This is a genomic window from Halosimplex halophilum, from assembly GCF_004698125.1.
Lineage (GTDB): Archaea > Halobacteriota > Halobacteria > Halobacteriales > Haloarculaceae > Halosimplex > Halosimplex halophilum.
The window spans coordinates 969125-989802 of the sequence record NZ_ML214297.1; the positions used below are offsets into that span (position 1 = coordinate 969125).

Annotated in this window: 24 protein-coding genes; 17 read left to right on the forward strand and 7 right to left on the reverse strand. The window is 70.6% G+C overall.

Translation table 11 applies throughout. From position 1 onward, the window contains the following. Positions 1–70: 70 nt before the first annotated feature. From E3328_RS04890 to E3328_RS04900, 3 genes are all read right to left on the reverse strand, one after another. Positions 71–502: a DUF8060 family membrane protein gene (locus E3328_RS04890; RefSeq protein ID WP_135363485.1), complete on the reverse strand. Its 432-nt coding sequence runs from the start codon at positions 500–502 to the stop codon at positions 71–73. Next, the gene (locus E3328_RS04895; protein WP_135363486.1) at positions 499–1518 is read right to left on the reverse strand and encodes a DUF7490 domain-containing protein; all 1020 of its coding nucleotides are present in this window, start codon (positions 1516–1518) and stop codon (positions 499–501) included. The genes E3328_RS04890 and E3328_RS04895 overlap by 4 nt, the downstream gene beginning before the upstream one ends. Positions 1519–1615: 97 nt before the next feature. Beyond that, positions 1616–2371, reverse strand: coding sequence for a DUF2797 domain-containing protein (locus E3328_RS04900; RefSeq protein ID WP_135363487.1), 756 nt, complete (start codon positions 2369–2371; stop codon positions 1616–1618). 205 nt (positions 2372–2576) lie between these two features. Here E3328_RS04900 and E3328_RS04905 point away from each other — a divergent pair, with 205 nt between their 5' ends. Continuing rightward, a complete protein-coding gene (locus E3328_RS04905; protein ID WP_135363488.1) occupies positions 2577–3038 on the forward strand; it encodes a YbhB/YbcL family Raf kinase inhibitor-like protein in 462 nt (153 codons plus the stop codon). Positions 3039–3078: 40 nt separating this feature from the next. Here E3328_RS04905 and E3328_RS04910 read toward each other — a convergent pair whose 3' ends face one another. Further along, positions 3079–4002, reverse strand: coding sequence for an NAD-dependent epimerase/dehydratase family protein (locus E3328_RS04910; RefSeq protein WP_135363489.1), 924 nt, complete (start codon positions 4000–4002; stop codon positions 3079–3081). A gap of 138 nt (positions 4003–4140) precedes the next feature. Between E3328_RS04910 and E3328_RS04915 the strand changes: the two genes are divergently transcribed. From E3328_RS04915 to E3328_RS04940, 6 genes are all read left to right on the forward strand, one after another. Beyond that, positions 4141–4809: a DsbA family protein gene (locus E3328_RS04915; protein ID WP_135363490.1), complete on the forward strand. Its 669-nt coding sequence runs from the start codon at positions 4141–4143 to the stop codon at positions 4807–4809. A 73-nt stretch (positions 4810–4882) separates the two neighbouring features. Further along, positions 4883–5467, forward strand: a complete 585-nt coding sequence (locus E3328_RS04920; protein WP_135363491.1) for a tRNA (cytidine(56)-2'-O)-methyltransferase — start codon at positions 4883–4885, stop codon at positions 5465–5467. 94 nt (positions 5468–5561) lie between these two features. Beyond that, the gene (gene tfe, locus E3328_RS04925; protein WP_135363492.1) at positions 5562–6089 is read left to right on the forward strand and encodes a transcription factor E; all 528 of its coding nucleotides are present in this window, start codon (positions 5562–5564) and stop codon (positions 6087–6089) included. Further along, positions 6089–6769 (forward strand): DUF2110 family protein, encoded by a 681-nt coding sequence (locus E3328_RS04930; RefSeq protein WP_135363493.1) that lies wholly within the window; start codon positions 6089–6091, stop codon positions 6767–6769. The genes tfe and E3328_RS04930 overlap by 1 nt, the downstream gene beginning before the upstream one ends. Beyond that, the gene (locus E3328_RS04935) at positions 6766–7560 is read left to right on the forward strand and encodes a DUF5803 family protein (RefSeq protein ID WP_135363494.1); all 795 of its coding nucleotides are present in this window, start codon (positions 6766–6768) and stop codon (positions 7558–7560) included. The genes E3328_RS04930 and E3328_RS04935 overlap by 4 nt, the downstream gene beginning before the upstream one ends. A gap of 93 nt (positions 7561–7653) precedes the next feature. Then, on the forward strand, positions 7654–8349 hold the full coding sequence (locus E3328_RS04940) for a competence/damage-inducible protein A (RefSeq protein ID WP_135363495.1): 696 nt from the start codon (positions 7654–7656) through the stop codon (positions 8347–8349). A gap of 7 nt (positions 8350–8356) precedes the next feature. Here E3328_RS04940 and E3328_RS22705 read toward each other — a convergent pair whose 3' ends face one another. After that, on the reverse strand, positions 8357–8482 hold the full coding sequence (locus E3328_RS22705) for a hypothetical protein (RefSeq protein WP_281275760.1): 126 nt from the start codon (positions 8480–8482) through the stop codon (positions 8357–8359). 137 nt (positions 8483–8619) lie between these two features. Here E3328_RS22705 and E3328_RS04945 point away from each other — a divergent pair, with 137 nt between their 5' ends. The 8 genes from E3328_RS04945 to E3328_RS04980 all read left to right on the forward strand — a co-directional run bounded on the left by E3328_RS04945 (position 8620) and on the right by E3328_RS04980 (position 15097). Then, positions 8620–9765 carry an ATP-NAD kinase family protein gene (locus E3328_RS04945; RefSeq protein ID WP_135363496.1) on the forward strand — a complete coding sequence of 382 codons (1146 nt, stop codon included), beginning with the start codon at positions 8620–8622 and terminating at the stop codon, positions 9763–9765. A gap of 170 nt (positions 9766–9935) precedes the next feature. Then, on the forward strand, positions 9936–10985 hold the full coding sequence (locus tag E3328_RS04950) for a phosphate uptake regulator PhoU (protein ID WP_135363497.1): 1050 nt from the start codon (positions 9936–9938) through the stop codon (positions 10983–10985). 82 nt (positions 10986–11067) lie between these two features. Then, entirely contained in the window at positions 11068–11265 is a 198-nt protein-coding gene (locus tag E3328_RS04955) for a DUF7525 family protein (protein ID WP_135363498.1), read from the forward strand. Between the two features lie 35 nt (positions 11266–11300). Beyond that, positions 11301–11525: a DUF7123 family protein gene (locus E3328_RS04960; protein ID WP_135363499.1), complete on the forward strand. Its 225-nt coding sequence runs from the start codon at positions 11301–11303 to the stop codon at positions 11523–11525. Between the two features lie 36 nt (positions 11526–11561). Beyond that, positions 11562–11990, forward strand: a complete 429-nt coding sequence (locus E3328_RS04965) for an SRPBCC family protein (RefSeq protein ID WP_135363500.1) — start codon at positions 11562–11564, stop codon at positions 11988–11990. Continuing rightward, complete coding sequence (locus tag E3328_RS04970; RefSeq protein ID WP_135363501.1) at positions 11987–12796, forward strand: nitrilase-related carbon-nitrogen hydrolase; 810 nt, start codon at positions 11987–11989, stop codon at positions 12794–12796. Before E3328_RS04965 ends, E3328_RS04970 begins: the two co-directional genes overlap by 4 nt. A gap of 59 nt (positions 12797–12855) precedes the next feature. Further along, entirely contained in the window at positions 12856–14001 is a 1146-nt protein-coding gene (locus tag E3328_RS04975; RefSeq protein ID WP_135363502.1) for a DUF4349 domain-containing protein, read from the forward strand. A gap of 373 nt (positions 14002–14374) precedes the next feature. Further along, a complete protein-coding gene (locus E3328_RS04980) occupies positions 14375–15097 on the forward strand; it encodes a TIGR00266 family protein (RefSeq protein WP_135363503.1) in 723 nt (240 codons plus the stop codon). A 90-nt stretch (positions 15098–15187) separates the two neighbouring features. On the opposite strand, the gene E3328_RS04985 is transcribed toward E3328_RS04980, so the two are convergent. Continuing rightward, positions 15188–16717 (reverse strand): aldehyde dehydrogenase family protein, encoded by a 1530-nt coding sequence (locus E3328_RS04985; protein ID WP_135363504.1) that lies wholly within the window; start codon positions 16715–16717, stop codon positions 15188–15190. A 317-nt stretch (positions 16718–17034) separates the two neighbouring features. Here E3328_RS04985 and E3328_RS04990 point away from each other — a divergent pair, with 317 nt between their 5' ends. Continuing rightward, positions 17035–17790 (forward strand): hypothetical protein, encoded by a 756-nt coding sequence (locus E3328_RS04990; protein ID WP_135363505.1) that lies wholly within the window; start codon positions 17035–17037, stop codon positions 17788–17790. Positions 17791–17832: 42 nt separating this feature from the next. Here E3328_RS04990 and E3328_RS04995 read toward each other — a convergent pair whose 3' ends face one another. Further along, on the reverse strand, positions 17833–20031 hold the full coding sequence (locus tag E3328_RS04995) for an AAA family ATPase (protein ID WP_135363506.1): 2199 nt from the start codon (positions 20029–20031) through the stop codon (positions 17833–17835). A 471-nt stretch (positions 20032–20502) separates the two neighbouring features. On the opposite strand from E3328_RS04995, the gene E3328_RS22710 reads away from it, so the two are divergent. Then, on the forward strand, positions 20503–20637 hold the full coding sequence (locus tag E3328_RS22710) for a DUF7128 family protein (protein ID WP_281275762.1): 135 nt from the start codon (positions 20503–20505) through the stop codon (positions 20635–20637). Positions 20638–20678 lie beyond the last annotated feature (41 nt).

Here is a 20678-nt window from a genome sequence, read left to right on the forward strand (position 1 = left end):
ACCGGGCGAAATCCCGGGGCGTGGCCGAGCGATTCCGGGTCGGGACCGATCGCTCCCGGCGAGCGACCGGTCAGGCGATCCGCCGGACGAGCACCGAGATGCCGACCGCCGACGCCGCGAGGACGACCAGGTTGAACACCGCCTGGAACACCGGGACGAAGTCGGGGCTGAACCACACCCGGATCGCCTCGCTCGCCGCGAAGTAGAACCGGAACGTCGCCACGAGGGCGAGCAGACAGAGGATCGCGAACGCCGCCCACTGGACGTAGCCGACGACGTCCCGGCCGTCGGCGGAGCCGCCGGGACCGCCGGCGCTGCGGTCGTCGCGGTCCGACTCTCCCCCGACGGCGGCGCCCCCGTCGGCGCTCCGGGCGTCGCTCGCTCGCGTGAGTCCCGCCGGGTCGTCGCCCGGAGTCTCGTCCGCGTCGGCCGCTCCGCCGCCGTCACCGGCCGACTGGTCGTCCCCCTGTGCGGTCGCGTCGTCGCTGTCGTTGTCACTCATTGGTTCCTCCGTGCCGCGATCGCTGCGAGTGCGAACAGGGCCGCGAGCGCGCCGGCGACGCCGAAGCCAGGACCTGACCCGCTCTGTGTCGCTCTCGGCGTCGCGCCCGCGTCGCCGGCGTCGTCGCCGGCGTCCCGCTCGAAGTCGCCCGCCCGGAAGTCGACCTCCTCGCGGGTCGTGTTCTCCGGGACGGGGCGGGTGGGGTCGAGCTTCGCCGGTGCGGTCGCCGACTCGACGACGACCCCGTCCCTGAACAGGATCCCGTCGAGGTAGTAGTTGTAGTTCGACGGGACGGTCAGCTCGGCCGCCTCCGTCACCGTCTGCCCGGGACCGATCTCGTCGATCTCGACGGTCGCCCGGTCGGCGATCACGTTCGACTCGACCTGTCGCGCCGCGACGACCAGCCGCAGGCCGCCCGCGGGCTCGTCGCCGCGGTTCGTGAGGTAGGTACCGGTCCGAAGCGTGGTCCGGTTGTTCGCCGTCTCGGCGACCTCGTAGGAGATCACCGGGATCGAGGCCGGGCCGTCGCCGAAGCGGTGGAAGCCGACGGACGACCTCGCGTAGTCGGGCGTCAGCGAGTCGACGCCGCTGACCGTCGTGGACCCGGTCTCGACGCGGCGGCCGTCCTCGTAGACGCGGACGTACAGGCGGTAGCCGCCCTGGCGGTCGACCGTGACGTTGACGCGCGAGCGGACCTCGCGGTTCCCCTCGATCCGCCCGAGCTCTTTCCGGACCGTGGCTGCCACGAGCCCGGTGTCGGTGTCGACGGCCTGGAGTTCGACGGTGACGTTGTCGGCGGGGCCGCCGCGGTGTTCCATGCGCACGTCCAGCGAGAGCTCCGCGCGCTCGCCGCCGATCTCGCCGGCGGCGACGCGGGGCTCCTGGAGGGAGAGGGCGCTCGGCCGGACGGTCTCGTCGGTCCGGTCGGCGAGGGCGTTCGGGGCGGCGAGGGCCAGCCCCGCCGCGCCGACCACGAGCGCGAGCGTCAGCGCGGCCAGCCACGCTTCTCGGTTCACGTTCCCAGGGGACACGGCCCCCGGTAAGTGTCTTGTGTCCAACAGCTGTGGCCGCCGGGCGGCGGTAGGCCCCGCCCACGGGGCCGACTGGCCGCCCTTACCCGAACGCGCCGAGGCTGGACTGGAGGTCTCTGTCGGTCTCGCCGTCGCTCACGTCGTAGCCCACGAGGTCGCGCATGTCGACGGCGTAGGTGCTCCCGCCGTTGTCGAGTAGCAGGACCCTACCCTGGACGGCCCTGACCGTCCCCGAGGCGAGCGTCTCCGCGACCGGTCGGTCGGCCAGGTCGACCCCGTAGTCGAACTCGTAGGTCTCGACCGGGTCGAACCCGGCCAGCAGGTCCCGCCAGGCGGCGTCGTCGACGGACTCGTGGATCCCGCGGACCTTCGTCGGGACGCGCACGCGGTCGCCGACCTCGGTCGCGATCTCGGCCTCGATCTGCCGGGCGACGCGGCCGTCGGCGACCGTCCGGAGGTGGGCGGCGCGGTCGGCGCCCTGTTCGCGGAGGCGAGTGTCGAGCCGCCACGAACGCGTGACGCCGACCTTGAACGTGTCGGGGGCGAACGCGGCGAGGTAGATAGCGTGTTCCTCGCGGCACGATTCGAGGGGGAGCGAGCACTCGCCGGTACAGCGCGCGCAGGGCCACCGATAGGTGTGGTCGTCGCAGTAGGGCGCGCTCTCCCTGGGGCAGGGCGTGTGCGAGCCGTCGTCGAGGACGCCGGCGCAATGGCGCTCGCCGAGCGCGTAGGACAGCTCGGTGCCGGGGTCGAGCGCGGCCGTCGAGACGGTCCCGTCGTCGGCGACCAGCAGTGCTGGCGGGCCGTCTGTCCCCGTCTCGTACCCCACTATCTGCACGCCCGCGGGTTGGCGACCCCCGGATATAGGCGTGGCGCTCCGCCGGAGGGGCTCCCGGGCCGTGGCGGTTCGTGGCGGCCCGCCCGGGCCCGGGAGTCCGCGACGGCCTCGCCCTCGCGGGGACCCCGCCGCGGTCGGGGACCTGTCGGTCCGGCGAACGGTGGGTCGGGTTTAACTGTCGGGCCGCCGTCGGTCCGCCGAGAGCATGGCCGACCTGCAACTCACCAGCCCGGCGTTCGAGGACGGCGCGACGATCCCCGAACGATACGGCTACACCGAGGACAACGTGAATCCGCCCCTGGAGATCGCGGGCGCGCCGGACAGCACGGAGTCGTTCCTGATCGTCGTCGACGACCCCGACGCGCGCGAGGCGACGGGGCAGATCTGGGACCACTGGGTCGTCTGGAACATCGACGGGGACACCGAGTCGATCCCCGAGGACTGGGACCCCGAGGGCGCGGGCGCCGTCGCCGGCGAGAACGACTACGGCGAGACCGGCTGGGGCGGCCCGAACCCGCCGGACCGCGAGCACACCTACCGGTTCCTCCTCTACGCGCTCGACGACCGCCTCGACCTGTCGGCCGCCGCCACGAAGGACGACGCCTACGACGCCGCGGAGGGCTGCGTCGTCGGCAAGGCGCAACTCGAAGGCACCTACGCGCCCTGACGCGGGGTCGCTCCCGCGGACGCTCACAGCGGTCGCCGGTTCAGTCCGCGAGCAGTTCCCGCGTGGCGCGGCGGACGGCGTCGTCGCTGGAGTCGTCCGGTTCCCAACCCAGCGCCGAGAGCTTCTCGATGGAGAGGCGCATCCGCGGCACGTCGCCGACCCAGCCGCGGTCGCCGCCGGTGTACTCGTAGTCGGGCTCGAGGCCCATCTCGTCGGCGACGATGTCGGCGATGGTCGTGACGGACGTGGTCGTCCGGGTCCCGAGGTTGTAGACGTTGAAGTCGTCGTCGGCGTGTTCGACGACGTGGCACATCGCGTCGACGCACTCGTCGACGTGCATGTAGGACTTCTCCTGGCGGCCGTCGCCGAGGATGGTGAGCGAGTCGGGGTCGTCTTCGAGCTTGTCGATGAAGTCCGGGATCACGGCGCCGAGCTGGAGGCGCGGGCCGACGATGTTGGCGAAGCGGTAGACCCAGGCCGTGAAGTCGTGGCTGTTGGCGTAGACGGAGAGGAGGCTCTCCTCGCCGAGCTTGCTCGCGCCGTAGATGCTGATGGGTTCCAGCGGCGCGTAGTCCTCGGGGGTGGGCCGGGGCGCCTCGCCGTAGACGGTCGACGAGGAGGTGAAGGCGATGTTGTCGACGCCGACCTCGTCCATCCGGTCGAGGACCGTCTCGGTGAGCCGGTTGTTGAAGCGGTACTGCGCGATGTCGTCGGCGGCGGCGTTCTTGTTCGCGGCGAAGTGGAAGACGCCGTCGGCGTCCCCGGTGATGGCCTCGGCGGCCACGTCGGGGTCGGTGAGGTCGCCCTCGACCACTTCGACGCCGTCGGGGAGCCAATCGCGCTCGCCGTTCGAGAAGTCGTCGACGGCGACGACCTCGTTGTCCGCGACGAGTCGCTCGCAGAGGTGCGACCCCACGAAGCCCGCGCCGCCCGTCACGACCAGCCGCTTCCCGGAGAGTTCCATGGGCCGAAATCGTCCAGCGCCGACATGTGCATTGCGGTCGGTCGCCGCGGCTCGTCCGCCGGTCCCGGATCGGTCGTCCCGTGCCGCCCCGAACGTGTCACCGAAAGCGATTAGCCCGGCAGGGTCCACGGGCAACGTATGGACGACAGGACACAGGGGGCGAGCAGGCGCGCGTTTCTCGCGGGGGCGGGCGCGGTCGCCGCGACCGCGCTCGCGGGCTGTGGCGGACTCGTATCCAGACCGGGCGGCGGGGGCACGCCGACGGCCCGGGACGTGTCGCTCCCGGCCCCGTTCAAGGGGCCGGAGGACGCGCCGGTGACCGTCGGTATCTACAAGGACTTCGCCTGTCCGGCCTGCCGGCGCTTCAACGAGCAGGTCACGCCGCAGATCGAGCGCGAGTACGTCGACCCGGGCGCCGTCCGGCTCGAACACTACGACTTCCCGCTGGACATGCACGCGCCCGACGCGTACACGGCCGCGAACGCGGCGCGGGCCGTCCAGCACGCGGCCGACGACGCGGCCTTCTTCTCGTTCGCCGACGCCCTGTTCGCCGACCAGGCGGACCTCGGTCCCGGGACCTACGCGACGCTCGCGAGCGAACTGGACGCGGGGGTCGACGGCGATCGCGTCCGGGACGACGCCGAGGGTCGGACCTACAGCTCGGTCGTCCAGGCCGACAAACAGCGGGGCATCGACGCCGGCGTCCGCGCCACGCCGACCGTCGTCGTCGACGGCTCGATGGTCGAGCGGCTCGACTGGGAGAGTATCCGGTCGGCGATCGAGGCGGCCCGCTCCGAGAGCGCCTGAGCGCCGGCGGCGACCGCGGCCCCGGACCGCTCGGTCGGAAGGCTCCTAAACGGGGCTCGCGTAGCCGTCGCGCATGCACGACGAACCCGAGGTCGCCGTCCTCCGGCTGGGCCACCGGCCGGGTCGCGACGACCGGATGACGACCCACGTCGGACTCACGGCGCGGGCGCTGGGCGCCGACCGCGTCGTCTTCGGCCCGGCGGCGTCCGGCTCGGCCGACACCGTCCGCGACATCACCGACCGCTTCGGCGGCCCCTTCGCGGTCGAGGTCACCGACGCGCCCAAGGGCGTGATCTCCGACTGGCCCGGGCCGGTCGTCCACCTCACGATGTACGGCCTGCCGGTCCAGGACGTGCAGGACGACCTGCGCGCGTCGCTCGACGGCGGCGACCCCGTCCTGTTCGTCGTCGGGGCGGAGAAGGTCTCGTTCGACGTGTACGAGCGGGCCGATTACAACGTCGCCGTGACGAACCAGCCCCACTCGGAGGTGGCGTCGCTGGCGGTGGCGCTCGACCGGCTGTTCGACGGGCGGGAACTGGATCGGGAGTGGGCAGACGCCGACCGCGAGGTGGTGCCGATGGAGACCGGCAAGCGCGTCGTCGAGCCCGGCGAGTCCGGTCGGCCGGACGACCGCGAACCGGCCGACCGGGCGGAGTGAGCCCCGCGCAGGACGGATCCGCGGGCAGCGGGCCCGACACGACCGTCCGGCCCATCCGGTGCTTTTAAACGCCTCACGGACTGAGACGGACGTAATGGCTTTTGACGAACTTCTGGAGGACCCCGTTATACAGAAGTACTTGCACGAGCTGGTCGGCCCGAAAGGGATGCCGGTGGCGGCGGCGCCGCCGGACGGCGAGGTGACCGACGAGGAACTGGCCGAGGAGCTCGGCCTGGAGCTCAACGACGTGCGCCGGGCGCTGTTCATCCTCTACGAGAACGACCTGGCGAGCTACCGCCGGCTGCGCGACGAGGACTCCGGGTGGCTCACCTACCTCTGGACCTTCGAGTACGAGAAGATCCCCGAGCAGCTGGAGTCGGAGATGTACCGCCTGCTCGAGGCCCTGGAGGAACGCGAGGAGTACGAGCAGAACAACGAGTTCTACCTCTGTGAGAACTGCGGCATCCGCTTCGAGTTCGGCGAGGCGATGGAGTTCGGCTTCGAGTGCCCCGACTGCGGCAACCACGTCGAGGCGATGGAGAACACCCGCCTGGTCGACGCCATGGAGGACCGGATCGAGGCACTGCGCGACGAACTCAACGTCGAGCACGGCGAGGCCTGATGGTCGTACTCGCATCCAAGCTCTACGTCGAGGGCGACGCGCGCTCGCGGGCGACGGACTCGCTGCGCTCGCAGGTCGACAACGTCGTCGGCGACCTCGACGTGTCCGTCGACGTCGAGATCCGCGACGACGAGTTCCCCGAGGTGACCGTCGAGGGCGCGGACGCGACGGCCGCGCGCAACGCGCTCGCCGAGGAGTGGGGTGAGGTCACACCCGAGTTCGAGGCCGGCGGGGAGTACGTCGGCACGCTGGAGTCGTGGGACGACGAGGGGTTCGTCCTCGACGCCGGGTTCGGGCGGGACGTGCGGATCCCCTCGGAGGAGATCGGGCTCGGCCAGGGGACGCCCGAGCAGATCCGGACGCGGTTCGGCCTCGTCCAGCACCTGCCGATGCGGTTCGTGGCGGGCGGGGACGGCGAGCCCGCGCGGCTGTCCGACGCCGAGCGCGACCGGCTGTACGACTGGACGCGCGGCGCGGGCCGGGTCAACGTCAACTCGGCGACGCGGGCGGAGACGCGGGCGACGGTCAACCGCGCGGGCCACGCCCACGACATCGTGACCGTCGAGCGGCTGGGCCTGCTCGAACAGAGCATCGTCTGCCAGGAGGACACCGACCCGCCGGGACTGCTGGCGAGCATCGGCCAGTACATGCCGGCGGAGCTGCTCTGCGTCGTGCCATGAGGCGGCGACTGGTCCTCGCCTTCGGGCTGTTCGCGGTGCTGGTCGCGCTGGCCGGCTGCGCGTCGCCGTTCGGCGGCGGCGGGCCCGACGAGACACAGCTCAACCAGAACGCCACCTACGACTGGGACACCAACGCGACGACGACCTACGACGTGGCCCGCGGGAACTTCACGGGGATCCTCGGCGTCGAGAACCGGTCGTACGTCCAGCTCTACCAGCGGAGCGAGCTTGGGACCGACGAGCCGCTGGACGTGGCCTCGCTGCGGTTCCGCTACCCCGACAACGGGACGGTCGTCGCCCCGGCCGACCGGTCGAACTTCTACGTCAACGCGACGAACTCCCGGCTGAACGTGACGCTCCCGCAGGCGGGCGGCCAGGTGGCGTTCACGGCGGACCGCCCGAACGCCAAGCGGTTCGCGGTCCCGACGTTCATCGACTCGGCGCACTCGGTGGAGGTCGTCCTCCCGCCGCAGGCCCGCGTCGGCGTGCCGCTGCTCTCGAAGGTCTCGCCCGGCGGGGCGACGACGACGGTCCCCGAGGGCTCCGACCGGATGATCGTCCGCTGGGACTCCGTCGAGCGGGGCCCGATCCTGACCCGGTACTACCTCGCGCGGGACCTGCTTTTGTTCGGCGGCATCGGCGGGGTCCTGGCGCTGGTCGGCGTCGGCGGCGCGCTGTACTACCTGCGGCAGATCCGCGTGCTCGAACGCCGGCGCGAGGAGATCGGTCTCGACGTGGAGACGGGGACCGACGAGTTCGACGACGACGACCCGCCGCCGGGGATGAAGTAGTCGGACCCCGACAACCGGAACGCGCCGACGGGGGCGGCGCCGAATCTGACCCGAAGCGGGCGACCTTTTACGGCTCGGATACCAACGGCGGGTATGCGCGTGGCTATCGTCACGGTGGGCGACGAGTTGCTCGCCGGCGACACCGTGAACACCAACGCCGCCTGGCTGGGGGAGCGACTGACGGAGCGCGGCGTCGACGTGGAGCGGGTCGTCACGCTCCCGGACCGGGTGGCCGACATCGCCCGGGTCGTCAACGAGTACCGCGCCGAGTACGACGCCGTGCTCGTCACCGGCGGGCTCGGTCCCACGCACGACGACCTGACGATGGACGGCGTCGCCGCCGCGTTCGGCCGCGAGGTCGTCGAGAGCGAGGAGGCGCTGGAGTGGCTCGCCGAGGAGGGCGGCTACACCGCGGACGACCTCGCCGAGGGCACCGCGGACATTCCGCGGGGCGCCCGGCTGCTGAAAAATCCCGAGGGCGTCGCCCCGGGCTGTGTGATCGGGAGCGTCTACGTCCTGCCGGGCGTCCCGGCGGAGATGAAGGCGATGTTCGAGACGGTCGCCGACGAGTTCTCGGGCGAGGTCGAACACGTCGCGTCGGTGGTCGCGGACGAACCGGAGAGCGCGCTGATAGACCGGATCGACGAACTGCGCGACCGCTTCGACGTGACGGTCGGGAGCTACCCGGGCGACTCCGTGCGGGTGAAGATCCAGGGGGGCGAGGAAGAGACCGAGGCGGCGGCCGCGTGGCTCCGCGAGCGGGTCGAACTGAAAGAGAGCGGCCAGTGACGGGGCGCTACCGGTAGAGGACCTTCCACCACAGCGCGGTCAACAGCAGGCCACCCAGCAGTATCACGAACCCCGCGACGTTGATGAGCCCGCCCTGCACGGCCTCGGCGCTCGCCTGCAGCGGTACGAACATACCCGGTGCTTCCGCGTCGTCCGATGTAAAACCGCCCGATTTCCCCGCGCTCGCGGATAGACGCGGGCCCGGCGTGGCCGAGACGTGGCGGGTCCGCGATCCGGATGCTTTTGCCAGGCCGAATCCTACGGTCGCCGATGCGACGGATCGGCGTGGTCGTCAACCCGATCGCCGGCATGGGCGGGCGTGTCGGGCTGAAGGGCACCGACGGGAAAGTCGAGGAGGCTCGGGAACGGGGCGCCGAACCGCGGGCGCCAGAGCGGGCGCGTGCGGCGCTGGACGCGCTCGCCGGGACGGGCGCGAGCGTCGAGATCTACGCCTACGGCGGGCCGATGGGCGAGGACGCCGCACGCGCGGCGGGCTTCGACCCCGTGGTCGTCGGCGGGCCCGACTCGGAGACCGGCGCAAACGGGGACGCCGAGACGACGCCGGCGGACACCCGCGCGGCGGTCCGGGCGTTCGTCGACCGCGGCGTCGACCTGATCCTGTTCGTCGGCGGGGACGGCACCGCCGTCGACGTGGCCGAGGCGCTCGACGAACTCGACAGCGAGACGCCGATCCTCGGGGTGCCGGCGGGCGTGAAGATCTACTCGTCGGTGTTCGCGGTGCGACCCCGCGAGGCCGGGATCGTCGCCGCGTCGTTCGACGACGTGGAGACGGGCGAGGTCAACGACGTGGACGAGGACGCCTACCGCGCCCGGGAGGTGTCGACGGAACTGCGAGCGATCGCGAAGACGCCAGTCGCCGAACAGCGCCAGGCGAGCAAACAGACCGGGGGCGGTTCCGTTGCGACGCTGGCCGAGGGGGTCGCCGAGGAGGTCGAGCCCGGCGTGACCTACGTGCTCGGCCCCGGGGGGACCGTCGGCGCGATCAAGGCGGAACTCGGCTTCGAGGGGACGCCGCTCGGCGTCGACGTGTGGCGGGCGAGCGCCGACGGCGAGGTCGAGGGTGGGACAGACGGGGAGCGCGAGGCAACCCCGACGGGCGAGGTGGTCGTCCGCGACGGCGGCGCCGCAGACATCGAGGCGGCGCTGGGCGAGCGCAACGTGGTCGTCGTCTCGCCGATCGGCGGCCAGGGGTTCGTCTTCGGCCGCGGCAACCAGCAGATCTCCCCCGACGTGATCCGCCGGTCGACGGTCGAGGTCGTGGCGACCCGCGCCAAGCTCGACGGGCTGGACGCGCTCCGCGTGGACACGGGCGACCCCGACCTCGACGAGTCGCTGCGCGGCTGGCACCGCGTCAGGGTCGGCCGCTACGAACGGCGCCTCGTCAGGATCGAGTGACTGCGGGCGGGCACTCGCCGTTCCTTCCCCCTCTCTTTCGCCCTAGTATGTGAACCGTTCAGGGCGCCTCGGTCGAATTCTGGACACGCGTCCACGATACGTAATAGTATTTGACGGAGTATTATACCGTGTATGAATACGTTTAAGGTCGACAGCGGATAAGCAAGGGTATGGAAACGCGGAAAGTCCAGCGGCTGGGTCCGTCGACGCTGGCGATGACCCTGCCTGCGAAGTGGGCAAAGGAGCACAACGTCGAGAAGGGCGACGAGGTGTCGCTGCGGATGGGCGGCAAGGGGACGCTGACGGTGATGCCCGAGTCGGTCCAGGGCGAGGAGTCCGAGGCGATCATCCACGCCGAGGACCTCGACGCCGACGCCCTGGAGCGGGCGATCCTCTCCCAGTACGTGCTCGGCCGGCGCATCATCCACGTCGACGCCGGCGAGAGCGGGACGCTCGACAGCGCGCACATCAACGCCGTCTACAACGCCGAGACCCAGCTGATGGGGCTGGGCGTCGTCGAGGAGACCCCCGAGCGGATCGCCATCCGCTGTTCGGTCGACCCCGAGGACTTCACCCTCGACAACCTCCTCGAACGCCTCGAAAGTACGGGCTCGACGATGCGAAACGAGGCGGTCAAGGCGCTGGCCCACGGCAACCCCGACCTCGCACAGCGGGCCCTGAACCGGGAACGGCAGGCCAACAAGATCTTCGTCCTCCTGTTGCGACTGATCTTCACCTCCTACCAGAACCCGAACCTCGCGCGGGCGGTGGGACTGAACGACGGCTTCCCGCTCATCGGCTACCGCTCGATCGCCAAGAACCTCGAACTCACGGCGGACAATGCCGAGGACATCGCCGAGATCGCTCTGGAGACGGAGGGCCACTCGCTGAACGTCGATTCCTCGACGATGCGCCGCATCCGGGAGTTCACCGACCAGGTCAACGAGATCACCGAACTGGCCGTCGAGTCGGCGGTCGAACGGGACTACGACATCGCCATCGAGGTCCGGGAGATGTTCGCCGAGATCGGCGACCGCGAGGCCGAGATCCTGGACGACCTCGACGAGATGTCCAACGACGACGTGCTCCGCGTGCGCGAGGTGCTGGTGAGCCTCCAGCAGACCGCCCAGTACGCGGTCCGCAACGCCGAGATCGCGACGAACCTCGCCCTCAACGAGGAGTCGGAACACACCACGATCCAGTCGACCTCCGAGGAGTGAGGGCGCCGTTCGGGAGCGAGCGCGGCCGTTTGGCCGCGCCGACCCCGAATGAATTAAGTACGGAGTGACGGAATCACGGGGTATGAGCGAAGTCGCCGCGGGCTCGGACATGAGCATCGGGCTGGGACTGGCGTTCGGCGTGCTCGCGGTCGCGGGCGCCGTCGGCATGCTGGTCGCGTACAGCAACCAGGTCGTCGCGGGGTGGAGTTTCGCGCTGGCGGTGGTCGCGGGGATCTGCTCGATCGCCGGCATCCACCTCTACGGCGCCCGAGACGCGTAAGGAATTCTTAAGGGTATTCGCGACCAATCGCGGGTATGAGCGAACTCGGCGAGGAGGACAGGGAGATCCTGGAGTACCTGCGCGACAGCGTCTCGCGCGGGCAGAGTTACTTCAGAGCGAAGAACATCGCGGAGCAGATCGGGCTCTCCTCGAAGCAGGTCGGCGCGCGCCTGCCGAAACTCGACGAGGAGTCCGACGACGTGGACATCGAGAAGTGGGGCCGCGCCCGCTCGACGACCTGGCGCGTCACGCTCAGTTAACGGGCTCTTTTAGGGGACGGGGACCGAAGCACCGCCATGACTGTTCGGGTGGAGCGGTCGTTCGAGCTACCGGTCGACCGCGAGCGCGTCTGGGAGTTCATCGCCGACCCGGGCCGACGAGCCGGCGCCATCAGCGTCGTCGAGGACTACGCGGTCCACGACGACGGGAGCGCCACGTGGCACATCGCGCTCCCGATCCCGGTCGTCGACCGGACCGTCGCCGTCGAGACCGAGGACGAGGAGCGCCGGGAACCGGAGTACGTCCGGTTCGTCGGCCGCTCGAAGGTGATGAAGGTCGTCGGCGAGCACGAACTCGCCGAGACGGAGGGCGGCACGCGGGTCACCAACCGCTTCGTCGTCGACGGCTCGCTCCCCGGCGTCGAGCGCTTCTTCAAGCGCAACCTCGACGACGAGATGGAGAACCTGGAGGCGGCCCTCGCCGAGGACTTCGGGGTCGAAGTGTGAGACTCGCGCTCGCGCAACTCCGGATCGAGAGCGGAGACGTGGACGGCAACGTCGAGCGCGCGCGGGCGGCCGTCGCCGAGGCCGCCGCCGACGGCGCCGACCTGGTCGCGCTCCCCGAGGTCTTCAACGTCGGCTACTTCGCGTTCGAGGGGTACGCCCGCCGGGCCGAGAGCGTCGCCGGCCCGACCGTCTCGGCGCTCGCCGAGAGCGCGCGGGAACACGGCGTGGGCGTCCTCGCCGGCAGCATCGTCGAGGACCTGGCGGACTCGCGAGCCGACGGGGTCGACACTCCGGCAGGGGAGGGGCTGGCCAACGCCTCGGTCTTCCTCGACCGGTCGGGCGAGCGCCGGGCGGTCTACCGCAAACACCACCTGTTCGGCTACGGCTCCGCGGAGCAGGAACTGCTGACACCCGGCGAGGCTGTGCCGACCGTCGAGTTCGGCGACCACACCGTCGGCGTGACGACCTGCTACGACCTGCGGTTCCCGTCGCTGTGCCGCGACCTGGTCGACGCGGGGGCGACGATGGTGCTCGTCCCGAGCGCCTGGCCGTACCCGCGCGTCGAGCACTGGCGGCTGTTCCCGCGGACGCGCGCCGTCGAGAACCTGCTGTACGTCGGCGCGGTCAACGGCGTTGGGACCTTCGAGGACGCGGAGTTGCTGGGCCGCTCCGCGGTATACGACCCCTGGGGCACGACGCTTTCGAGCGCCGGCGACGAGGCCGCCCTCGTGACCGCCGACGTGGACGCCGACCGAGTCGTCGAGGTCCGCTCGGAGTTCCCCGCGCTCGAGGACCGCCGTCGATAGCTCAAACGCCCGTTTGAGGCCACGGTACCCCTTTTGTGTCGCCGGCGGATCCCCTGGGTATGGTTCGCAAAGCGACGCTGCTCGTGGCGGCTCTGGTCGTTCTCGCGGGCTGTGCAGGCATGGGGGGCAACTCGGCGGACGGCGCCGCGCCGGAACAGCAGGCGGCCGATGGGGGTGGAGGCGACGGCGCCAGCGGGGGAGACGGCGGCGACGGCGGCGGCGCCGCCGACGGCGGTGACGGGGGGAGCGACGACGCGGCGGACGCCGAGTTCAGCGCGAGCGACGGGAGCGGCGACGGACAAACCAGCGCCGCGGCGCAGGTGGACCGGGCGCTGATCAAGACCGGCGAGGTGCGGCTGGAGGTCGAGAACTACTCCGTCGCCGAGCGGGCGGTGCGGTCCCGCGCGGCGGAGCTCGGCGGCTACGTCTCCGGGTCGAACGTGGAACTCCACCACCGCGAAAATCAGACCTGGCGGACCGGCTACGTCGAGGTGCGGGTCCCCTCGGGGAACTTCACGGCGCTGTACGAGGCCACGCAGGGCCAGGGGACGGTGCTGTCGGCCGATTCGAACACGAAGGACGTGACCGACCAGCTGGTCGATCTGAACGCGCGACTGGAGAACCTCCGCGCCCAGCGCGACCGGCTGCGCTCGCTGTACGACTCCGCCAACACGACCGCGGACCTGCTCGAAGTCGGCGAACAGCTCTCGGAGGTTCAGGGCGAGATCGAACGCCTCGAAGCCCAGAAGCGGTCGCTCCGGGACAGAGTTTCCTTCTCGACGGTCCGCGTCGAACTCCGCGAGCCCCGGCCAGACCCGGTCGCGCCCGCGGAGCCGACGCCGTTCCACGAGCAGTCGCCGGTGACGGTGTTCCTCTCGTCGGCGCAGGGCTTCGTGACGTTCGCCCGCACCGTCTTCGTCGCCGGCGTCGCCGCGGTCCCGTGGGTCCTCGGGCTCGGCGTGCCCGCCCTCCTCGTCGTCGGCGCGGGTCGGCGAGTGGGTGTCCCGTCCCGGGTGCCGTTCGTCGGGACCCGGTCGCGTTCGCGTCGCCCGTCAGGCGACCACGGCGGCGCGGGCGAGGGGCTCCGGACCGAGTTCGAGACCACCACCGGAGACGACGTGGACTCCGAGAGCGCCGACGAATCGGCCGGGGATCCGGGATCTGGCCCCGACGGCGCGTCGAAGGACGGGTCCGGCGACGAGTGATCGCCGGGCCGACCTCGATGGTCGCCAGATCGTGTGAACGGATTGCACGGGACGGCCGTTCGGACCCAGTGCCAGACACGAGATTTATGTCGGAGGACGCATTACCGACTGGTGCCGGCGAGACGCTTTTCACGTCGCAACCGGCAATTCGACCGCGCTCGGCCAGGCCCACGTCGACCACGCGCCGCGGCACCTGTCCGGACAGGCCGCCGCGGCCCGCCTCCTCGTCCACGGCCCGCCTCTCACCTTTCGCCGTTCCGCTTCGAGCCGACGGACGACAACTGCCCAGCGACGCCTCGGTCCAGGCGGTGAACTGCCCGGTGGCGACCGAGGGTAAGATATATGATCCTCGTGTGACTCGTTCGGAACGGCCATGGAGTACGAACTCGAAAACCGGCCGTCGTACGCGGTCGCGTCGGTCAGGCTCTCACCGGGCGAGGAACTCACCACCGAGGCCGGCGCGATGGTCTCGCACACGGAGACGGTCCGGATGGAGACGGGGATCGGCGACTCCGACGAGGGGTTCCTGGAGTCGGTCAAAGACTCCGTGCTCGGCGACGAGTCGCTGTTCCGGAACCGGTTCACCGCCGAAGGCGGCGACGGGATCGTGCAGATCGCGGCGACCACGCCGGGAGACATGACCGCCCGAGAGCTCGACGGCGACGAGGTCTACGTCCAGTCGGGCGCCTACGAGGCCGCCGGGTCGGGCGTCGAACTCGACACCGACGTGGGCGACCTGGACACGCTGTTCGGCGGCGAGGGACTGTTCCTGCTGAAGGCTGCCGGGACCGGCCCGCTCTTCCTGTCGGCCTTCGGGGGCATCCAGGAGCACGAGGTCGACGCCGGCGAGGTGTTCACGGTCGATTCGGGCCATGTCGTCGCCTGGGACGCGTCGATGGACTACAACACCGAGCGGATCGGCGGCATGAAGGAGACGCTGTTCAGCGACGAGGGGCTGGTCATGCGGTTCACCGGCCCGGGGACGGTGTTGCTGCAGACCCGCAACTACGGCGACTTCGTCAGCGACCTCGCCTCGCGGCTCCCCTCCGGCAACTCCGGCGGCGGTGCCGACGTCGAAGTCGGCGGCGACGTCTGAGAGCGCGCGGCCGCCGAACGGTCCACCCCCCGACTCCAGCGAGGCAGTCGACGTACGGCGATCAGTCGTCTACGGAGCCGAGACTGGCGATCAGTCGTCTTCGGTCTTGATATCGGCCGAGAGCCCCTGCGCCATCTCGATGTCCTTCGAGTTGTTGAGCGTCCAGGCGGTCCGCTCGGTGACGGCCTCGATGACTTCGCGGGCGCTCGGGGCGCCCTTGCCGGACTTCTTGACGCCGCCGAACGGGAGTTGCACTTCCGCGCCGATGGAGGGAAGGTTGCCGTAGGCGAGCCCGACCTCGGCGTGGTCGCGGTAGTAGTTGATCTGGCGGTAGTCCTCGGAGACGATGGCCCCGGCGAGGCCGTAGTCGGTGTCGTTGTGGATCTCGACGGCACGCTCGATGTCGCCCTCGTACTCCAGCAGGGCGACGTGCGGGCCGAACACCTCCTCGTGGATACAGCGCAGGTCCGGGTCGTAGTCGATCTCGTAGACGAACGGGCCGACCCAGTGGCCCTTTTGGTGACCGTCGGGGATCTCCGAGTCCTCTAGTTCCGCCCGGTCGACGAGGACGTTCGCGCCCTCCTCGCGGGCCAGGTCGTTGTACTTGCCGAACTTCTCGACCTGACTCTCGTCGACGACCGGACCCATGAACGTGTCCTCGTCGAGCGGGTCGCCGACGGCCACGTCCTCGGCGAGGTCGACGAACCGCTCCTTGAACTCGTCGTACACGTCCGTGTGGACGATGAGCCGTTCGCTGGAGACGCACCGCTGGCCGGTCGTCTTGAACGAGGACATCACCGCCGAGTGCAGGGCGATGTCGAGGTCGGCCGCCTCGGTGATCACAACGGCGTTCTTGCCGCCCATCTCCAGGGCGGCGTCGCGGCCGGGGACGCCGCCGAGCTTCTCGTCGATCTTGTGGCCGACCTCGGCCGACCCCGTAAAGAGGACCGTCGAGACGCGCTCGTCCTCGACGATGGCGTTGCCGGCGTCGCCGAAGCCCTGGACGACGTTGAACACGCCCGGTGGCACGCCGGCGTCGATCATCATCTCCGCGACGATCTGGCCGCAGTAGGGAGTCTGCTCGGCGGGCTTCCAGACGACGGTGTTGCCCTCGACCAGGGCGACGGCCATGTGCCAGAACGGGATGGCGACCGGGAAGTTCCAGGGGGTGATGCAGCCGACGACGCCGCGGGGCTTGCGGCGCATGTAGGCGTCCTTGCTGGCGATCTCGGAGGGGACCACGTCGCCGTGGGGGTGGCGAGCGTTGCCGGCGGCCCACTCGACCATGTGGGCGGCCTCGACCACGTCGGCGCGGCCCTCGCTGATCTCCTTGCCGCACTCGCGGGTGACGATCTCCCCGAGTTCGTCCGTGCGGTCCCGCAGCTCGTGGTAGACCTCCCACAGCACCTCCGCGCGGTCGATGTACGACAGCGAGCGCCACTCCTCGAACGCGTCGTCGGCGGCCGCGACCGCCCGCTCGACGTCGGCCGGCGTCCCGCGGTAGAACTCGCCCACCGTCTCGCCCGTCGCCGGGTTCTCGCTCTCGAAGGTCTCCTCGCTGTCGCCGACGGTCCACTCGCCGTCGACGTAGTGCCTGAAGGGTTCGTCGGGCCGGGACATGAACCGTAGTTCGACGCCGACGGTCAAAAAAGTCCGTTCCGGTGGGTTCGAGACCCGTCACTCGCGGGGCGGAACTCTTCCCGAACGCACAATTCTGGCCCCGATCCGACTCGTACGATCACTGATCGCCGCGGTTCAGTTCGGCGCGTTATCAGGTCCGATAGCCGGCGAGAAATATTAATTATAGTCCGTTATAGATACGCGATCGGTGTGAGATACCGATGGCGACCGCCCCCGGTTGTGGACCGCCCGCGTCCAGCCCGTCCGAACACAGTGCGAGCGCAGACCAGGAGTCCGACCGGCGGACGCCGTCGGTCGTGGTGTTCGACGGCACGACGAGAGCGGCCCTCTACAGGCGCTGGCTCTCCGAGCAGATCCGGGTGGAGTCGGCCGGGTCGATCGCGGAGGGCCGCGACGCGGTCGACGAGTCGACGGCGGTCGCGCTGGTCCGCCACGAGCTCCCGGAACCGAAGCGGAAACTGGTGGCCGAGATCCTCGACCGACAGGCCGACCGCGTCCGGGTCGTCCTCACGACCAGCGACCACCAGCCGGTCTCCGACCCCGTCGTCGACGAGGACGCCTGCCTCTGCGAACCGATCGACCGGTCGTCGCTCCGGGCGGCGGTCAGCCGTCAGATAGCGGCGGTCACGTTCGGACGACTCCTCGTCGAGTACTACGAATGTACGACCGCGCTGGCCTCCCGGAAGGTGCAACTGCCGCCGGACGAGCAGGAAGCGGACGAGCGGATCCGCCGACTGGAGTCGCGCCGGACGGACCTGGCGGCCGGCATCGAGACGCTCCAGAAGCGGCTCCCGAGCGACGAACTCCGGGCGGTCCTCCACGAGATATCGCCCCCGGAGTACGAACGGGAGAGCCGCGAGCGCAAGCCCGAGTCGGGGAGCAAGTACCGCCCCGAAGGCTGCGGGGAGTGCGACCGGCAGTGGAACGTGAACCCGGACGGGTCGCCCGCCGGCTACCGACGGCTCGGCGCGTTCGTCTGGGAGTGTACCGACTGTGGGGCCGTCTGCGACCGCTCGGACCCCGCGAACCAGCGGATCGCACGGCGTCGGTGACCGAACGGGACTCGCCACTCCGCGGTCGCACCCGCCGGTGTGTCAGCCCGACGGCTCGATCCGCTCCAGCGCGTGCTCGAAGTCGTCGCGGCCGATCACCACGTCGTCGGCCCGCTCGTTGGCCTCGTCGGGGTCGACGCCGGCGGCGACCTCGCTGATGGCACGCATCGACGCCGCGCGGACGAGCGACTCGATCTGGGCGCCGGAGAGCCCCTCCGTCTCGCTCGCCAGGTCGTCCAGGTCCACGTCGTCGCCGAGCGGCTTGCCCTCCGTGTGTACGTCGAGGATCGCCCGCCGCCCGGCCTCGTCGGGGTTCGGGACCTCGACGTGCTGTTCGAGGCGGCCGGGTCGCAGGAGCGCGTCGTCGAGCATGTCCCGCCGGTTCGTCGCGGCGAGGACGACGAGGTTGGGGTTCTCGGCGGCGCTGTCCATCTCGGTCAGCAGCTGGGAGACGACGCGTTCGGTCACCTCGTTGCCCTCCATCCGACCGCCGGCGATGCCGTCGATCTCGTCGAAGAAGACGATGGCCGGCGCTGTCTGGCGGGCGCGGTCGAACACTTCTCTGACTGCTTTCTCGCTCTCGCCGACGTACCGGTCCATCAGTTCCGGCCCGGCGACGCGGATGAAGTTGACGCCGCTCTCGCCCGCCACGGCCCGGGCGAGCAGGGTCTTCCCCGTCCCCGGCGGGCCGTAGAGGAGGACGCCGGAGGGCGGGTCGGTGTTGGTCGCGGTGAAGAGGGGACCGTACTCCAGGGGCCACTCGACGGCCTGTTCGAGCGTCGATTTCGCCTCGTCGAGCCCGCCTACGTCGTCGAACGTGACCGTCGGCGACTCGGCGACGTACTCCCGCATCGCCGATGGTTCGACGGTCCGGAGCGCCGCTTCCATGTCCTCCCGCGTCACCTCCGGCTCGTCGCGCGTCCGCCGCAGCGCGTGCATCGCGGCCTCCGTGGTGAGGGTGTGCAGGTCCGCGCCGACGAACCCGTGGGTCCGTCCGGCCACGCGGTCCAGGTCCACGTCGTCGGCCAGCGGCATCCCGCGGGTGTGCACGTCGAGGATCTCGCGGCGCCCGGTCTCGTCGGGGACGCCGATCTCGATCTCCCGGTCGAAGCGGCCGCCCCGCCGGAGCGCGGGGTCGATGCTGTCGACCCGATTCGTCGCGCCGATGACGATGACCTGCCCGCGGTCCTCCAGCCCGTCGAGCAGGGTGAGCAGCTGCGCGACGACGCGGTTCTCCATGTCGGAGTCCTCGTCGCGCTCGCCGGCGATGGCGTCGATCTCGTCGACGAAGATGATCGCCGGGGCGTTGTCCTCGGCGTGGTCGAACGCCTCGCGCAGCCGCTCCTCGCTCTCGCCCTTGTACTTCGAGACGACCTCCGGCCCGGAGATCACGTCGAAGTAGGCGTCGACCTCGTTGGCGACCGCCCGCGCGATGAGCGTCTTCCCCGTCCCGGGCGGGCCGTGCAGGAGGACGCCCCGCGGCGGCGAGATGCCCAGCCGGGTGAAGAGATCGGGGTTCGACAGCGGCAGCTCGATCATCTCCCGCACCTGGTCGAGTTCGTCGTCGAGCCCGCCGATGTCCTCGTAGGAGACGCCAGTCCGGGAGGCCGACTCGTCGGGCGTCGCCTCTGTGGCCGGTCCTCCGGATCCCGTTCCGGCCGACCCGCTGGACCCGCTCGATCCGGCGCTCGTTCCCGTCCCGCCCCCGCTGGCTGCGCCGGACCCGCCGACGGCGCTCCCGGTCGGTCCCCCGTCTATCGGCGGGAGGACGGTGATGTCGGTCTCGTCGGTGACCCGCACCGCGCCGCCGGGGTCGGTCCCGGAGACGGCGAAGGCGCCGACGCCGTCGATGTGGACCTGTTCGCCCTCGCGGAGCGGGCGGTCCAGCAGGGCGCGCCGGACCGCCGACTCCTGCTGGGCCTCGTCGAGCCCGACCGACTGGGCCAGCCGGACGGTCAGGCTGTCGGCCTCGCGGACGGAGGTCTGCTCGACGGTGACGGTGTCGCCGATGTTGACGCCCGCGTTGGCGCGGGTGTCGGCGTCGATGCGGACGTAGGCGCCGTCGCCGCTCTCGGGCCAGGCCTTCGCGACGGTCGCCCGCTCGCCCTGGATGACCAGCGGGTCGCCGCTCAACACTCCGAGTTCGGACCGGACTCGCTCGGGGACCCGCGCGATGCCGCGGCCGGCGTCGCGCTTGTTCGCACCTTCGACGGAGACCTCGATGGCGTCGCCGCTTCCCATACCCCCGCTATCGGGCCGACGCTCTTAATCCGTTTGCCCCCACCTTTTTAGCGGAGGGGTGGGCGCCATTTGCCCACCCCTCCGCGAAAAAGATGGGGCAAAAAGGCCGCTCGCGCTCCGCGCGTGCGGGGAACCGCGCGCCTGCGGCGCGCGGATGCTAACTACAGGGGACGTATATATCACGTAAGCATCCGCCGAGCGACCGGCGGAAGCGAGGTGATTCGCCGTCAGAGCTCCGCTCTGACGAGCCTGCGGCCGTTCGCGGCGCTCACTCCCGCAGACACCGGACGCGAGCGACCGCAGGGAGCGAGCCGTCCGGCTTTTTCCCCCAAGTTTTTCCAGCGGAGGATTCCCGCAGGCGCGCGAAGCGCGCCGAGGAGCTCTCCGCCGCAAAAAGTGGGTTCGCAGACATACCTCCCAATCCGCGGGACCGGAGTAACGCCTTTACCCCGTGGCGACGCACACTCTACCATGGTCGTGACTACCGAGCGCGACGAGATGACCTGGTACAAGTGCGAGGCTTGTGGGCTGATGTTCGACGAGCAGTCCGACGCGCGCCAGCACGAGGAGAACTGCGACGCCGAAGAGCCGTCGTACATCCAGTGAACCGGCCGGGAATCCGGTAAACGGGCCGATCCAGGGGAGCG

What these genes read in the sequence shown, in the direction of transcription:
- E3328_RS04965 (WP_135363500.1), top strand. Translation starts at nt 11,562, where the DNA reads ATGACTGTTCGGGTGGAGCGGTCGTTCGAGCTACCGGTCGACCGCGAG.
- E3328_RS04910 (WP_135363489.1), bottom strand. Translation starts at nt 4,002, where the DNA reads ATGGAACTCTCCGGGAAGCGGCTGGTCGTGACGGGCGGCGCGGGCTTC.
- E3328_RS04930 (WP_135363493.1), top strand. Translation starts at nt 6,089, where the DNA reads ATGGTCGTACTCGCATCCAAGCTCTACGTCGAGGGCGACGCGCGCTCG.
- E3328_RS04935 (WP_135363494.1), top strand. Translation starts at nt 6,766, where the DNA reads ATGAGGCGGCGACTGGTCCTCGCCTTCGGGCTGTTCGCGGTGCTGGTC.
- E3328_RS04950 (WP_135363497.1), top strand. Translation starts at nt 9,936, where the DNA reads ATGGAAACGCGGAAAGTCCAGCGGCTGGGTCCGTCGACGCTGGCGATG.
- E3328_RS22705 (WP_281275760.1), bottom strand. Translation starts at nt 8,482, where the DNA reads ATGTTCGTACCGCTGCAGGCGAGCGCCGAGGCCGTGCAGGGCGGGCTC.
- E3328_RS04940 (WP_135363495.1), top strand. Translation starts at nt 7,654, where the DNA reads ATGCGCGTGGCTATCGTCACGGTGGGCGACGAGTTGCTCGCCGGCGAC.
- E3328_RS04915 (WP_135363490.1), top strand. Translation starts at nt 4,141, where the DNA reads ATGGACGACAGGACACAGGGGGCGAGCAGGCGCGCGTTTCTCGCGGGG.
- E3328_RS04960 (WP_135363499.1), top strand. Translation starts at nt 11,301, where the DNA reads ATGAGCGAACTCGGCGAGGAGGACAGGGAGATCCTGGAGTACCTGCGC.
- E3328_RS04890 (WP_135363485.1), bottom strand. Translation starts at nt 502, where the DNA reads ATGAGTGACAACGACAGCGACGACGCGACCGCACAGGGGGACGACCAG.
- E3328_RS04985 (WP_135363504.1), bottom strand. Translation starts at nt 16,717, where the DNA reads ATGTCCCGGCCCGACGAACCCTTCAGGCACTACGTCGACGGCGAGTGG.
- E3328_RS04975 (WP_135363502.1), top strand. Translation starts at nt 12,856, where the DNA reads ATGGTTCGCAAAGCGACGCTGCTCGTGGCGGCTCTGGTCGTTCTCGCG.
- E3328_RS04920 (WP_135363491.1), top strand. Translation starts at nt 4,883, where the DNA reads ATGCACGACGAACCCGAGGTCGCCGTCCTCCGGCTGGGCCACCGGCCG.
- E3328_RS04995 (WP_135363506.1), bottom strand. Translation starts at nt 20,031, where the DNA reads ATGGGAAGCGGCGACGCCATCGAGGTCTCCGTCGAAGGTGCGAACAAG.
- E3328_RS04980 (WP_135363503.1), top strand. Translation starts at nt 14,375, where the DNA reads ATGGAGTACGAACTCGAAAACCGGCCGTCGTACGCGGTCGCGTCGGTC.
- E3328_RS22710 (WP_281275762.1), top strand. Translation starts at nt 20,503, where the DNA reads ATGGTCGTGACTACCGAGCGCGACGAGATGACCTGGTACAAGTGCGAG.
- E3328_RS04945 (WP_135363496.1), top strand. Translation starts at nt 8,620, where the DNA reads ATGCGACGGATCGGCGTGGTCGTCAACCCGATCGCCGGCATGGGCGGG.
- E3328_RS04905 (WP_135363488.1), top strand. Translation starts at nt 2,577, where the DNA reads ATGGCCGACCTGCAACTCACCAGCCCGGCGTTCGAGGACGGCGCGACG.
- E3328_RS04955 (WP_135363498.1), top strand. Translation starts at nt 11,068, where the DNA reads ATGAGCGAAGTCGCCGCGGGCTCGGACATGAGCATCGGGCTGGGACTG.
- tfe (WP_135363492.1), top strand. Translation starts at nt 5,562, where the DNA reads ATGGCTTTTGACGAACTTCTGGAGGACCCCGTTATACAGAAGTACTTG.